This is a genomic window from Shewanella pealeana ATCC 700345 (genome assembly GCF_000018285.1).
GTDB lineage: Bacteria > Pseudomonadota > Gammaproteobacteria > Enterobacterales > Shewanellaceae > Shewanella > Shewanella pealeana.
The window spans coordinates 267180-280446 of sequence record NC_009901.1 but is presented as its reverse complement, the minus strand read 5'-3'; the positions used below and the strand labels follow the sequence as shown (position 1 = coordinate 280446).

Sequence of the window (13267 nt, the reverse complement as noted above, 5' to 3'; positions counted from 1 at the left end):
CAGATGCCCCCTGAGGTCAGCAAGATTTACAGGTAAATTCGCACAGAAAAGCAGTCTAGGTTATTGCTTTAGGATATAGTCAAATTGACGCCACAGGGATGAGCGAGTTTGATGGCAAAGAATCAGAACCAGGGTCAAATAGCCGAACATAGTGCACGGCGGTACTTGGAACAACGCGGCCTGACATTTGTCGAACAAAACGTACGATATCGCTTTGGCGAAATCGACATTGTGATGAAAGATGGCAGCGATTGGGTGTTCGTTGAGGTAAAATACCGCTCTCCATCTCAATACGGTGGAGCCGTTAATGCCTTGAGCCAAGCACAAACTCTACGCATTAGAAAAGCGGCGAGTCATTACATACAGATTAATCGAATCGATGCCATATGTCGTTTCGATGTTGTCGCGGTCGATCCCGATGCCATGCAGTGGATCCGCGATGCTTTTTAAATAGCTTAATTTTCATATGCTCAGTTCGGTAAAATACCGTTATACCAAGCATATATAAACATAGGGTTTATCCATGTTAGAACGCATAAAAGACAGCTTTACCGAATCAATTCAAACTAAGATTGATGCATCTGAAGCCCTGCCAGAGTCAATCGCAAAAGCCGCAGAGATGATGGTTAACTGTCTACTCGGTGGTAATAAAATTTTGGCCTGTGGTAATGGCGGTAGTGCTGGCGATGCGCAGCACTTCTCTGCTGAACTGTTGAACCGCTATGAAATTGAGCGTCCACCGCTACCTGCGATTGCATTAAGCTGTGATACTTCAACCATCACTGCGATTGCTAACGATTACAGCTATGATGAGATTTTCTCTAAGCAGATCATGGCACTGGGTCAGCCTGGCGATATCCTGCTAGCCATTTCAACTAGTGGTAATTCAGGTAACGTAATTAAGGCGATGGAAGCAGCCCTAAGCCGTGATATGACGATTGTCTCGTTAACCGGTAAAGACGGCGGCGCGATGGCTGGCCTTCTGAGCGTCAATGACGTTGAGATCCGCGTACCTTCAAACGTGACGGCACGTATTCAGGAAGTTCACCTGCTAGCGATTCACTGCCTATGTGACAATATCGACCGCACACTATTCCCGCAGGACGAGCAGGCATGAGAGCACTGCTCCCATTAATCGCCGTTGTATTAATGCTGCAAGGCTGCGCAGGAGCCATTATGGTCGGCGCAGTTGGCGGTGCAATGATGGTTAATGACGAGCGCAGCTTTAAGACTCAAATTGACGATACTAATGCCGACTTTAATGTCTCAGCCGCGTTGTCCTCTCATGATGATCTGAATAATCAGGCCAACATTAGCGGCATAGTCATGAACTCAAATGTATTGATGATTGGCCAATCGCCAAACTCTATGCTGAGAGATAAAGCCATTCGCGTGGTTAAAGAATTGCAGATTGGTGGCAAGATCCACAACCAGATCCGCATAGGTAATCCCACCTCATTTACTACCCGTAGCAACGACACCTGGATCACCACTAAGGTGAAGGGACGTATGCTTAATGAGAAAGGCTTAGATGTCACTAACATCAAAGTCGTGACTGAAAATGGCGAAGTGTTTCTGATTGGCTATGTTGAGCGAGATCAGGCCGACTTAGCCGTTGAGGTCGCTCGAAATACCGCTGGCGTACGTAAAGTCATTAAGGTATTTGAATACACGGACTCTTAATCTGTAATACAGAGACGTCCACCAGCGATTAAAGAAATCATCCAGCCTTTTGCTCGATGATTTTTTTTGGTCTTAAATAAGCTATCCGAGCCGCAACCCATGGGATAATTAAAGACGGCAACACGATAAAGCCTGCACCAACCCAGCTTAAACCATCTAACCACTCATCAAACAATAACCAGCCAAACAATACACAAAATAGTAGCCCAGTGTATTCGGCAATCGCAATTTGACTCGCCTCGGCCTTACGGTAAGCCAGCACACATAACCAATGATAGGCCAGCAAGAAACTATTACTGAGCGCAGCCATGCCAATTAGAGCCCAACTGACCCCCTCGAAGCCCTGCACTAACACCATAATGAATGTAAGCGGGATACTGAGGGTGTTATAGAGCATCAAGGTGACACTCGGGTTTTCGGTGTAGGGTAGTTTACGTAGCGCTAGCTGATTCAGGGCAAAGGTGAATGCCGAGATCAACACAGCAACACCAAACCAATTTATCTCACTTGGGCGCAATAGTATTAAGATGCCAATAAAACCTAAAATAGTGGCGATCCATTGAGTCGACGTGACCTTCTCTTTTAGGAAAATCGAGCCCATCAGCACTATCATCAGCGGTGCAGAGAAAAACAGTGAACTTACCGTGGCAATCGGTAATGACATTAAGCCCATGATCAGGCACACCGCGCCCAATGCCCCAGTGTTAGAGCGAAAGAAGTGCACTTTCAGGTGCTTAGTCGTTGGTCTTTTGGCATAAAACCATAGTGGCAATAACATCAGCACCGACAGTAGCTGCCGTATTAACAAAAAGGTAGCCGCGTTACTTCCCTCAGGGATCCACTTAATGGACACATCATAGAGTGCGCTAAAAAGGTTACCAAAAACGAGTATTGCCATGGCAATCATGACATTGGATTTCATCTGTTATTCCACAGTACAACTGAATTTAGGCGCATGATATAGCCCGCAAAAGCTAAACTAAAATGATGTTTTTTAGCCATACATGAATTAAATTAATACTATGATAAAGATCACCTATTAAATTCATACTAGGACTCTAGCCATGCGCAAACTGCCTCCGCTTAGGGCGTTGCAAGTATTCGAAGCCGCTGCCAGACAGTCACATTTCTCACGCGCAGCCACAGAGCTTTGCATTACCCAAAGTGCCGTATCTCATCAAGTAAAACAGCTTGAAGAGCACTATGGCGAGCGGCTATTTAAGCGTGAGGGACGCCAGCTACGACTGACTAGCAAAGGCGAGTTGCTATATAAAGAGTTAGAACGGATCTTTAATGAACTGAGTGACTTAAGCATGCAAATAAGTGGCGACAGTAATGATCAGCTTCGCCTTGCCGTTTACAGCTCATTTGCGATCAAATGGCTCATTCCAAGACTCAGCGACTTTAGACGCCAACATCCACAGATAAAGATCCGCCTCGATATGATTGCTGATGATCCCGAGTTAAGCGACAGCGTGGCAGATATGTTTATCACCGGCCAAAGCGGCCAATTAGGTTACCATCATCACTTGTTGCATAAAGAGCGCTTAATTCCGGTTATTAGCCCAAGCTTGATGGATTCAGATAGCTTAGCACTGGACGAATTAGCTAAACACCCATTGCTAACTGTTGACGAAGGTCCACTCGGATTAGATTGGGACAGATGGTTTGTGGCAAATAATTTAGCTCTGCCTGCTGAGCAACAACAGCATATTTTTAGTCATGTGTTAATGGCGATTGAGGCAGCTATTGCTGGTCAAGGAATTGCCCTCGCATCGGACTTTATGGTGCAAGCCGACATCGAAAGGGGCTTGTTAGTTGAGTTGGATTTACCCGATATCCTGACTGGATTTGAATTCTACTTCAGTTGTAAACAGCGTCGACTCAAAGAGCCTGCCATTGCCGCCTTTGTGACTTGGTTAAGCCTACAGTAGCTAATCTATGAATAACCCAACAAAAAAGCCAGCGAATATCGCTGGCTTTCATTAACTCGCATCGAGTTAAACGATAAGACCGATCTTCTCGTAGACGTTCTTGATTGTGACTTCAGCGCGAGCCTGTGCTTTTTCAGCTCCGTCTCTCATCACTTGATTCAAGAAGTCTTGGTCTGCACGGTATTCTTTAAAGCGCTGCTGTAGCGGCTCAAGCATACCGACAACGGCTTCACCGGTTGCCACTTTCAAATGACCATACATCTTGCCTTCAAACTCAGCTTCAAGACTGGCAATTGACTGACCAGTACAGCCAGACATTAGACTCAGTAGGTTTGATACACCTGGCTTTTCAGCAACGTCGAAACGTACAACTGGCGGCTCTTGGCCATCTGTCATCGCTTTTTTGATCTTCTTCATGATAGCTTTCGGATCTTCAAGCAGGCCGATTACGTTATTACGGTTATCGTCAGACTTAGACATCTTCTTCAGCGGATCTTGTAGTGACATCACCTTAGCGCCATGCTCAGGAATAAATGGTTCTGGAACGACAAATGTTTCGCCATAAGCATTGTTAAAGCGTGTCGCGATATCACGAGTCAGCTCTAAGTGTTGCTTCTGATCTTGACCCACAGGGATTTCGTTCGCTTGGTAAAGCAAGATATCAGCAGCCATCAATACAGGGTAACCAAATAGGCCGACGTTGATGTTGTTAGCATGCTTCTGAGACTTGTCTTTAAACTGCGTCATACGGTTTAGTTCACCCATCTGGGTGTAACAGTTTAGCGCCCAGCCAAGCTGAGTGTGCTGTGGCACCTGAGATTGGATAAATACCGTGCTCTTTTTAGGGTCAACACCACAAGCTAAATACAGTGCTAACGTATCAAGACACGCCTCACGTAATTTTACTGGGTCTTGTCTGACAGTAATCGCATGCAGGTCAACGACGCAATAAAGGCAATCATGACTATCTTGCATTGCAACCCACTGACGTAACGCGCCCATATAGTTGCCGATGGTTAGCTCGCCCGATGGCTGCGCTCCGCTTAGAACTACTGGTTTCGTTAGGGGGGTCGTCATTTTGTTTATTGCTCCGTTGCTTTATCGCACTGATTAAGTAGCGCGGTTATTTCACTAAATTGTTCACATACGGCATCTGGGCCGCTTAGCCCGATATCTTCACCGTAGTTGTAGCCATAGGTCAAGCCCACAGAAGCAACCTTAGCCGCTTTTGCCGCTAATATGTCATTCTTTGAGTCGCCAACCATCAACAACTGCTCAGATTCTAACTGCCACTCGTGCAAAATATGCTGCAGTGGCAATGGATCGGGTTTCATCTTTGTTAATGAGTCTCCGCCAAGCACTATGTCAAAGTAACCATGAATATTAAATGCTTTAAGTAGCGGTATGGTGAATTCGTAAGGCTTGTTGGTGACAATCGCCATCCGATAGCCCGCTTGCTTGAGCTGGGATAATACCGACTCCACACCGGCATATAGCACGCTGTGTTGCTGCAGGTTTTGCTTATAAAAATGCATAAAGCGCGGCATCGTGTTTTGCAGCTTTTCTTCACTCACTTCAGTAGCAAGGGCAAAAGATAATGCTCTACGCATTAGCATCTCAGCGCCATTACCCACCCAGCTTCGCACTAGTTCATCGCTGCAAAGTGGAAGGTTTAGCTCTTCTAGGGTCGCGCGCGTGGCAGCCGCTAGATCCGGAACGCTATCGATCAGCGTTCCGTCTAAGTCAAATGCTACCGCGTTGATTTGACTAAAAGGGTTCATTGATTACGCCTCAACGCTTGCAAGTTCTGCACGCATCTCGTCGATTACCGCCTTGTAATCAGGCTTATTGAAAATAGCTGAACCTGCAACAAACATGTCCGCCCCCGCAGCTGCGATTTCGCCAATATTATCGACCTTTACACCGCCATCAACTTGTAAGCGAATGTCGTAACCGCTGTCATCAATCAACTTACGCACTTGACGCAATTTATCCAAAGTAGTCGGAATAAATGATTGGCCACCAAAACCTGGGTTTACTGACATAAGCAAAATCACGTCTAGTTTATCCATTACATGGTCTAGGTAATGAAGAGGCGTTGCTGGGTTAAATACTAGGCCCGCTTTACAGCCAGACTCTTTAATCAGCTGCAGCGTGCGGTCCACATGCTCAGAGGCTTCTGGATGGAACGTAATAATCGATGCACCCGCCTCAGCAAAATCAGGAATGATGCGGTCGACTGGCTTCACCATTAGGTGCACGTCGATATCGGCTGTGACACCGTAGTTGCGTAGCGCCTGGCATACCATAGGGCCAATTGTTAGATTTGGCACATAATGATTGTCCATGACATCAAAATGAACTACATCTGCCCCTGCGGCTAATACCGCATCGACATCTTCACCTAAACGAGCAAAATCGGCAGATAAAATAGAAGGAGCAATCAAAAATGGACGCATATCGAACTCACCTGAATGTTTAAGAAATACGCTATTCTACCTGTTGCAGCTATAGCCCTCCAGACTTGAGCGCCCATTTAAGATAAATTGCATAGATAAAATAATTCACTTAAACAGTGATATGGAATTTACGGGGAAAAAATGTTTAAAATATAGCCGGCTTTGCTATAATGTTTCGACCTAGTTAATAAAGGAGGCGTGATGAAAGGACTTATCCAGAATACAGCAATGCTAAAATCTGCTGTGATTCTTGCGCTTGCGAGCTCTGCAATTGGAACACTTGCTTTGTCGTCTACTGCTGTAGAAACAGCATCAAACAATGCTTGTGCCTGTGATAGTACAAGCAACCAATATAACCCTAGCCTGCCTGCGAGCCATCCGAGTAATCGCTGCGCGAGCCAGTCAGATGATCTAAGTTGGAAAAGTTGGTTAACAGGTAAGAGCCAGACCAATCAATTACACTTTATCGATCTGTTTGAGCTGTTATACGGTCACGAAAGTGCACCTATTAGTAAAAGCTCTCCACTTAACGGTAAGTAATCGCCGACATGCTGCGCCAGCTCTGGCAACTTTTCTCGAGTACAATAGCGGCATTTTTTGGTGTACAAACAGAACAAAATCGCCTTAGAGACTTCCAAGAATCTTCACCTCTGCCCTTTATAATCATGGGGATAGTGCTGGCGATTGTGTTTGTGGCTGGCTTACTGCTTATTGTTAAGCAAGTGCTCGCTTAATACCGATTGGGATAAGTCGGCACTTACTTAATAATCAGCAAATTTAGACTAGTCGTTTTCACTATGGTAAGAGTCATCATACAAGGCCATCAATTCATCGACCTTCTTGCGACTGCTCCCCTTCTGACTGATGTTACGTTGAACCTGTATCGTGCCAAAACGAGCGCCATGGTATAGCTCACGCGTTAACGGAATATCATGGTTACTAATCAGTACCGGAATGCCTCTTTCTATCGCCGTATGACGTGCTTTTCTAGCAAGCAATGCCTGATCGTCTAACGAGAAGCCGCTGCCTACATAGGTTGTAAAGCTGGCAGTCGAAGATAAAGGAGCATAAGGCGGATCGCAATAAACCACATCGCCAGATTTCGTCATATCGATCGCCTGCTCATAACCGATGCAATGAAACTCGGCATTTTGCGCCTTAAGCGAAAACGCAAGGATCTCTTTTTCTGGGAAGTATGGTTTTTTATATGAACCAAATGGCACATTGAAACCACCTTTGCGGTTATAACGACATAGGCCATTAAAACCATGACGATTCATATAAAGAAAATAGACTGAGCGCGTAAAAGGATCTTGAGTCGCATTAAAGGCTGTACGGATTTTGTAGTAAGCCTCTTTATCATTCATCTCTGGAACGAAAAGCGCCTTCGCAGCTTCGATATATCTATCGGGCTCTTTTTTCACGATCTTGTACAAATTAATCAAATCATGATTAATATCGCACAAAAGGTATTGGCTGTAATTGCTGTTAAGAAATACCGAACCGGCACCGACAAAAGGCTCAACAAGGCGATCACCTTCAGGCAAATGCTCTGCCAAGGCTTCAATCAGTTTAAATTTTCCGCCTGCCCACTTTAGAAAGGCTCTTTGTTTTTTAATCATTTAAATTGATTGAACACTGTGAAAAAAAGAGAGCTGATGATTGTACTCTGTTTATTATTGAATTTCACGAGTTGGAAGTACATCTTGCAACTCATATTCACTAAGATTTTGCCAAGCTCGGATCCAAGGCGCTGAAATTCCCGTTTCCGCTATCAACAATGCCGACTGTTCTTGTGCAATTTTCCGGCTACTAAACTCCCCCAGTAACACGACCCAGCGTTGCTTATAGCGCGCCACTTTCACTTGAGGAATACCTTTCAACTTTTTGAGTGTGTTATACAGCGAGTCTAGCCGCTTTACGCTAGCCAATTGTAAAGTGTAACCCTCTACTGGCATCACCTCTTGGGCTCGTTTATCAGCCGCCTCATCTTGCTGTGTCAACGAGCTCTCTTCTGAGCCATTCGCACTCGACTTGCCAATGAAATCACTGCGCAGCTCGGAAAACTGAGACCTTGCCGATTTTACTGGCTGTTCGATAACATCAAACGTAGAAGCTTGCTTGGCGCCATAGGTGGTAACCGCTTTAGCTCCAGCAGACTCGTTTAATTCGTCAACTTCAGCAGGCTCAATCACATCAGACTCGATATCAGCCGCAGCGCTCACACTATGACTCACTCCCCCCTGTTCTCCCGAGCCGGATATAGGCGAATAGTCTTCAAGTACACGTTCGGCGTACTCAATAAGAAATGCATTATCAACAACAAATTGCTCGTTTGTATTTAGAGCAAATTCGACCTTGTTAGCCGCGGCAACATTCGCGCTGCCATTGCTATCGCTCAGCAACCAAACCGCTAGCAAGGCGATTATGCTTAATGCCGAGGTAACAATAAGTACTTTTAGTTTGGACTTTTTCGGCGGCAACTCTTGCTCGCCATTAAGGGCAAGCTCAAGTAGATTTACCACTTCTTTCGGCGTGCCTAGTTGTTGCTCCAAACGATTTTTAACTATGTCTCTTGGTGTAAACGGTTGCTGCTCAGTACGACTTAAAAGCGTGTAGTACAAACCTTCGCGCTCAGCTTGCGCTAATGGTTCGATATTGATTGGGAGCACTTGCTCTAAGAGTGACTCAGGAAGCTGACCGACAACATCATTCAAAAACTCAATAGGTGATGTCATTAAGATCTTAATCACCTTTCCAGGCAAATTCATTTGGCTAAGCACAATGCACTCGGCCCAAACATCTAGAGGCAATAGGTGCGCATCATCTAACACTATGCAGCTCTCAGCTGGCAAAGAGTCTAGGGTACTCAGCAAGCATTCAGGCAATGGGATCTCATCATCAAACACAGGATCGCTGAGCAACTGAATAAGTATTTTTCGTCTAATTTCAGCGCTATCACAATGCTTGGGGCAAATAACTAATGCAGAACTATGGTTCTCTAATTCATTCACTAGCGCCGTGGCCAGGGTGGTTTTACCGGCGCCATCTTCACCCGTTAACACCATCAATTGCTCACCGTACAAACTCAGATGCAATAGACGATGCAGTAATGCATCCTGGCTTGGTAGTAAAGTGGACCCAGCTGAAAACGACATCTAGATCTGACCCCAATTCAATTGCGACCATAAAGGCTTGCTATTAATTTTAAGCAGCAAAGATCCGTAACTATGTCTAAAAGGGCTCATAGCTAGGAAAGAAAATTTAAAGACTTGTTTTTGAATACTGAATTTAGCGTTCACCCATCACCTGCCACATAGTTTATGCGCAGCTGATAACCTCTTCCAGCAGCTCATCGGTAACGTCACTGTAGATCCCTGCTTGGCCTATGCCTTCAGGTAAAATGAGTCGTAACTGACCTTTGAGCACCTTCTTGTCGCGGCGCATATGCTTAATGAATTGCTCAAAATCCATTGTGTCGGGAGCAGTTGTAGGCAGATCAAATGCCGCTAATAACGCTGTTATACGACAAACAATTGACTCATCAACTAACCCAAGCTTATTTGAGGTTATTGCAGCAAGGACTGTGCCAGCAGAGACAGCTTCACCGTGCAGCCAAACACCGTAGCCCATTTCAGCTTCTATTGCGTGGCCAAAGGTATGTCCCAAATTAAGCAATGCACGCACAGCTTGTTCGGTTTCGTCCTTCTCTACGACTTCGGCCTTAATTTCACAGCAACGGCTAATTGCATATTCGAGCGCTTGTGTATCTAATGATTTCAACGCTTCAACGTTGTTTTCAAGCCATTGGAAAAACTCGGCATCCCAAATAACACCGTACTTGATCACCTCAGCCATTCCCGCAGCAAACTCGCGCTTAGGTAAAGTGCTTAGGCAATGGGTGTCAATTAATACACACTTAGGTTGATAGAAGGCGCCTATCATATTTTTACCTAGTGGATGATTAACTGCGGTTTTACCACCAACAGAGGAATCCACTTGAGACAACAAGGTCGTGGGGATCTGAATAAAATCCACACCACGCTGGTAGCTCGCTGCAGCAAAACCTGTCATATCGCCAATCACACCACCGCCTAGAGCAATCAAAACCGTATCTCTACCTAGATTCTGTTCTAGCAATGAAGTGAATATCGTATTCATCTGTTCAAGCGTTTTGTACTGTTCACCGTCGGGAAGAATGACGGGTTTGACGCACGCGAAATCCGACAGCATAGCTTCTATCTGTTGAAGATAGAGAGGCGCTATCGTTTCGTTGGTGACGATTAGTATGTTTTTATTTTGAAGATAGCGAGCCAATGGCTCGCTACTACTAAACAAATTCTGGCCAATTTCAATTGGGTAACTACGCTCTCCGAGCTCAACCAGAACCTGTTTAGCCATATCTTAAAAACCTAACTGTTCGATAATTTGATTTGCAACAACTTTGGCACTTTGTTCGTCAGTCTTAACGATGACGTCTGCAATCTCTTCGTAAAGAGGATTGCGTACCTCGGCTAGACTCTCTAGCACTTCTCTTGGGTCGTCAACCTGTAGCAATGGACGACGCTTATCTCTTTGCGTACGCGCGACTTGCTTATCGATAGTAGTTTCTAGGTAAACAACGATGCCGCGTGCAGAAAGATTATTACGGATCTCTTTGCTTTGAATCGAACCACCGCCTGTTGCTAGGACAATACCTTGTTTTTCTGTCAGATCAGCGACAACTTGTGTTTCACGAATGCGGAAACCCTCTTCACCTTCAACATCAAAAACCCAAGCGATATCAGCTCCTGTGCGGCTTTCAATTTCTTGATCTGAATCGTGGAACTCTAAGTGCAGCATCTGTGCCAGATGACGGCCTATAGTGCTTTTACCAGCCCCCATAGGGCCTACTAGGAAAATATTACGTTTCTCGGCCATTTGATTTATACGTCTGAATCTTATTTAAGTTTGCCAACGTCAACTCAAATTAACGGAGTTGACCTTTAATCTTACCTTGCTCTATTGAGACTTGACCGCAGATTATCTCAGCTAAGTGCCATCTATGGCAAGCGTGGAATGCATTTCTATCAAAAATGTATCAACTAAACTGACAAAGCCAGCGGATTTCGCTGGCTTTGGGGGCCTAAATAATTTATAGCGCTTCGGAGACTATCTTAGGCGTAACAAAAATGAGTAGCTCCTGTCGCTCATTTTTGTCAGAAGTACTTCTGAACATAAAGCCTAAGTATGGGATATCCCCCAGAATAGGCACTTTACTCACTCGGCTGATAAGTTGTTGCTGGTAGATCCCGCCCAGTACAATCGTCTCGCCGTGGTCCACCAGCACTTGCGTGCCAATGCGTTGTGTATCGATTGAGACAGCTTGTCCTGTTGGCGTATCAACCGTCTTACCTTGCGAGTCTTGGGTAATTTCAAGATCTAAAATTACTCGGTTATCGGGTGTGATTTGAGGTGTCACTCGTAGCGATAACACTGCCTTTTTAAAGGTTACCGTTGTTGCACCACTTGAGCTTGCCTCAACATAGGGGATCTCAACACCTTGCTCGATGAAAGCGGCTTTCTGGTTAGAAGTAGTGATACGCGGACTCGCAATAATCTCACCCTTATTTTCTTGTTCTAAGGCACTCAGCTCAAGGTCTAGCACTGTACCATCAGCAAGCTTAGCCACATGAAATGCAATGCTTGTAGGATTAGCCACAGCTGCGGGAAGGTTAACGTTTAAACGATCGCTTAAGCTTGGTACTATGCCGTTTGCGATATCACCCGCCCCCTCTAAACTACCTGACGTTCCTTTATCTCCTTGTTGATCAGTAACACCCCAACGCACACCAAGATCTTCTGAAACATCGTCCTTTACTGTCACCATACGCGCTTCAATCAACACCTGCTTGATTGGTATATCTAAGACTTCAATTAGGCGGTGAATGTTTTCCAATGTCTCTTCAGTATCTTTGACCAATAGGGTATTGGTACGCTCATCTACTGCGACACTACCACGGCTAGTTAACAGACTAGAGTCTTCGCCCTTTAGCAAGGCGGCAATATCGACGGCTTTAGCATAGTTAATCTGTAAATATTCAGAGTAAAGCGGAGCTAGCTCCTTTACTTCCTGCATATTCTTTAGCTCTTGGCTTTCACGGATAGCGATCTCCTCGATAGGTGCAACCATCAAGATATTACCTTCAATACGCTTATCTAAGCCTTTTGCTTGCAGAATAAGATCTAATGCCTGATCCCAAGGCACATCATCTAGTCTTAAAGTGATATCCCCTTCAACTGTATCACTGGTGACCAAGTTGAAGTTGTTGTAATCGGCAATAATCTGCAGCACGGTTCTAACCGAAATATTCTGGAAGTTTAATGACAGTGAACGTCCATCATATTTCTTATCTTCCTTAACGATATTCATGCGCTCGGTTTTCTTCATGGTTAACTTGAACAAACTACCGTCTTGCTTGTAGTTATATTCATAGTTACCGTCAATATCGATAAGAAAGCGTGCGGTTAAATCTTCTTTGAATGTCTCAAAACTCTTAACGGGTGTCGCAAAATCATATACATCCATCACGTATAAGAAATCACTATTAATATCTGTGTTATAAAGTTTTAGTTCGAGCTTGGCACCGACCTGCTCAACGTTAGCAGCCACGGAGCTATTATTGAGCTTTACAAGTAGCTCGCCACCACCATCAGCTGTACGGCGGAAATCAATATTCTCAATGCTATTAACAAAAGGATTTTCGCCTGCTATTCCCTGACTGGCCACCTCGTCATTAATGGTTAAACGATAGGTATTACCCACCACTTTACCTTGATAAGGCTTCACCTTATTTAAGCCTACAAAAACCTGTAAGTTATTACCATTGGGTACCGTACTCACAGTTTCTACACCAACGGTTTTAATCGGCAAAGTTTGCTTTTCTAATGCTGAAATACTGTCGTCAAACCCTAGAATGATCTGTGCAGGAGAGGCATTTAAATCGATTTCAGGCTCTTTAATATCGTTCTCAAAAATCAACTGTAGTTCTAGCTGATGATCCACAACGGCGTGATATTTGACATCAATGAGTCGATTTGCGGCATATGAATGCTGAGTCATGCCAACGATTAATACGAAACCAATAATGACCTTAACTAAAGGCATTACCTTAAAGCTGGCTTTTGGCGTGGTTAAAGATCTCATTATTC

15 protein-coding genes are annotated in these 13267 nt (G+C 44.7%); 6 read left to right on the top strand and 9 right to left on the bottom strand.

Annotated elements, in window-relative coordinates; translation table 11 throughout:
* Positions 1-111 precede the first annotated feature (111 nt).
* The 3 genes from SPEA_RS01380 to SPEA_RS01370 all read left to right on the top strand — a co-directional run bounded on the left by SPEA_RS01380 (position 112) and on the right by SPEA_RS01370 (position 1683).
* A complete protein-coding gene (locus SPEA_RS01380) occupies positions 112-450 on the top strand; it encodes a YraN family protein (protein ID WP_012153520.1) in 339 nt (112 codons plus the stop codon).
* A gap of 73 nt (positions 451-523) precedes the next feature.
* The gene (locus SPEA_RS01375) at positions 524-1117 is read left to right on the top strand and encodes a phosphoheptose isomerase (protein ID WP_012153519.1); all 594 of its coding nucleotides are present in this window, start codon (positions 524-526) and stop codon (positions 1115-1117) included.
* Entirely contained in the window at positions 1114-1683 is a 570-nt protein-coding gene (locus SPEA_RS01370; RefSeq protein ID WP_012153518.1) for a BON domain-containing protein, read from the top strand. Before SPEA_RS01375 ends, SPEA_RS01370 begins: the two co-directional genes overlap by 4 nt.
* Positions 1684-1720: 37 nt before the next feature.
* Here SPEA_RS01370 and SPEA_RS01365 read toward each other — a convergent pair whose 3' ends face one another.
* The gene (locus SPEA_RS01365) at positions 1721-2605 is read right to left on the bottom strand and encodes a DMT family transporter (protein ID WP_012153517.1); all 885 of its coding nucleotides are present in this window, start codon (positions 2603-2605) and stop codon (positions 1721-1723) included.
* Positions 2606-2747: 142 nt separating this feature from the next.
* Here SPEA_RS01365 and SPEA_RS01360 point away from each other — a divergent pair, with 142 nt between their 5' ends.
* Positions 2748-3617, top strand: a complete 870-nt coding sequence (locus tag SPEA_RS01360; protein ID WP_012153516.1) for a LysR substrate-binding domain-containing protein — start codon at positions 2748-2750, stop codon at positions 3615-3617.
* Between the two features lie 66 nt (positions 3618-3683).
* Here SPEA_RS01360 and trpS read toward each other — a convergent pair whose 3' ends face one another.
* The 3 genes from trpS to rpe are packed head-to-tail and all read right to left on the bottom strand — an operon-like array spanning position 3684 to position 6076.
* Positions 3684-4694 (bottom strand): tryptophan--tRNA ligase, encoded by a 1011-nt coding sequence (gene trpS, locus SPEA_RS01355; protein ID WP_012153515.1) that lies wholly within the window; start codon positions 4692-4694, stop codon positions 3684-3686.
* 5 nt (positions 4695-4699) lie between these two features.
* Positions 4700-5398, bottom strand: coding sequence for a phosphoglycolate phosphatase (locus SPEA_RS01350; protein WP_012153514.1), 699 nt, complete (start codon positions 5396-5398; stop codon positions 4700-4702).
* A 3-nt stretch (positions 5399-5401) separates the two neighbouring features.
* Entirely contained in the window at positions 5402-6076 is a 675-nt protein-coding gene (rpe, locus tag SPEA_RS01345; protein WP_012153513.1) for a ribulose-phosphate 3-epimerase, read from the bottom strand.
* 201 nt (positions 6077-6277) lie between these two features.
* On the opposite strand from rpe, the gene SPEA_RS01340 reads away from it, so the two are divergent.
* Together SPEA_RS01340 and SPEA_RS01335 are read left to right on the top strand one after the other, a co-directional pair.
* Entirely contained in the window at positions 6278-6616 is a 339-nt protein-coding gene (locus SPEA_RS01340) for a hypothetical protein (RefSeq protein WP_041410760.1), read from the top strand.
* A gap of 8 nt (positions 6617-6624) precedes the next feature.
* On the top strand, positions 6625-6810 hold the full coding sequence (locus SPEA_RS01335) for a DUF2970 domain-containing protein (protein ID WP_012153511.1): 186 nt from the start codon (positions 6625-6627) through the stop codon (positions 6808-6810).
* Positions 6811-6858: 48 nt separating this feature from the next.
* Here SPEA_RS01335 and SPEA_RS01330 read toward each other — a convergent pair whose 3' ends face one another.
* From SPEA_RS01330 to SPEA_RS01310, 5 genes are all read right to left on the bottom strand, one after another.
* Complete coding sequence (locus tag SPEA_RS01330) at positions 6859-7698, bottom strand: Dam family site-specific DNA-(adenine-N6)-methyltransferase (protein ID WP_012153510.1); 840 nt, start codon at positions 7696-7698, stop codon at positions 6859-6861.
* Positions 7699-7752: 54 nt separating this feature from the next.
* Entirely contained in the window at positions 7753-9234 is a 1482-nt protein-coding gene (locus SPEA_RS01325) for an AAA family ATPase (RefSeq protein WP_012153509.1), read from the bottom strand.
* A 163-nt stretch (positions 9235-9397) separates the two neighbouring features.
* Complete coding sequence (gene aroB, locus SPEA_RS01320) at positions 9398-10477, bottom strand: 3-dehydroquinate synthase (protein WP_012153508.1); 1080 nt, start codon at positions 10475-10477, stop codon at positions 9398-9400.
* Between the two features lie 3 nt (positions 10478-10480).
* On the bottom strand, positions 10481-10996 hold the full coding sequence (gene aroK / locus SPEA_RS01315) for a shikimate kinase AroK (protein ID WP_012153507.1): 516 nt from the start codon (positions 10994-10996) through the stop codon (positions 10481-10483).
* 214 nt (positions 10997-11210) lie between these two features.
* Positions 11211-13262 carry a type IV pilus secretin PilQ gene (locus SPEA_RS01310; protein ID WP_398353307.1) on the bottom strand — a complete coding sequence of 684 codons (2052 nt, stop codon included), beginning with the start codon at positions 13260-13262 and terminating at the stop codon, positions 11211-11213.
* Positions 13263-13267: the final 5 nt, after the last annotated feature.

Excerpts from the sequence above, each read along its gene's own strand:
- SPEA_RS01310 (WP_398353307.1), bottom strand. The coding sequence starts at position 13,262 with ATGAGATCTTTAACCACGCCAAAAGCCAGCTTTAAGGTAATGCCTTTA.
- aroK (WP_012153507.1), bottom strand. The coding sequence starts at position 10,996 with ATGGCCGAGAAACGTAATATTTTCCTAGTAGGCCCTATGGGGGCTGGT.
- SPEA_RS01360 (WP_012153516.1), top strand. The coding sequence starts at position 2,748 with ATGCGCAAACTGCCTCCGCTTAGGGCGTTGCAAGTATTCGAAGCCGCT.
- rpe (WP_012153513.1), bottom strand. The coding sequence starts at position 6,076 with ATGCGTCCATTTTTGATTGCTCCTTCTATTTTATCTGCCGATTTTGCT.
- SPEA_RS01350 (WP_012153514.1), bottom strand. The coding sequence starts at position 5,398 with ATGAACCCTTTTAGTCAAATCAACGCGGTAGCATTTGACTTAGACGGA.
- aroB (WP_012153508.1), bottom strand. The coding sequence starts at position 10,477 with ATGGCTAAACAGGTTCTGGTTGAGCTCGGAGAGCGTAGTTACCCAATT.
- SPEA_RS01370 (WP_012153518.1), top strand. The coding sequence starts at position 1,114 with ATGAGAGCACTGCTCCCATTAATCGCCGTTGTATTAATGCTGCAAGGC.
- SPEA_RS01340 (WP_041410760.1), top strand. The coding sequence starts at position 6,278 with ATGAAAGGACTTATCCAGAATACAGCAATGCTAAAATCTGCTGTGATT.
- SPEA_RS01335 (WP_012153511.1), top strand. The coding sequence starts at position 6,625 with ATGCTGCGCCAGCTCTGGCAACTTTTCTCGAGTACAATAGCGGCATTT.
- SPEA_RS01325 (WP_012153509.1), bottom strand. The coding sequence starts at position 9,234 with ATGTCGTTTTCAGCTGGGTCCACTTTACTACCAAGCCAGGATGCATTA.
- trpS (WP_012153515.1), bottom strand. The coding sequence starts at position 4,694 with ATGACGACCCCCCTAACGAAACCAGTAGTTCTAAGCGGAGCGCAGCCA.
- SPEA_RS01365 (WP_012153517.1), bottom strand. The coding sequence starts at position 2,605 with ATGAAATCCAATGTCATGATTGCCATGGCAATACTCGTTTTTGGTAAC.
- SPEA_RS01380 (WP_012153520.1), top strand. The coding sequence starts at position 112 with ATGGCAAAGAATCAGAACCAGGGTCAAATAGCCGAACATAGTGCACGG.
- SPEA_RS01330 (WP_012153510.1), bottom strand. The coding sequence starts at position 7,698 with ATGATTAAAAAACAAAGAGCCTTTCTAAAGTGGGCAGGCGGAAAATTT.
- SPEA_RS01375 (WP_012153519.1), top strand. The coding sequence starts at position 524 with ATGTTAGAACGCATAAAAGACAGCTTTACCGAATCAATTCAAACTAAG.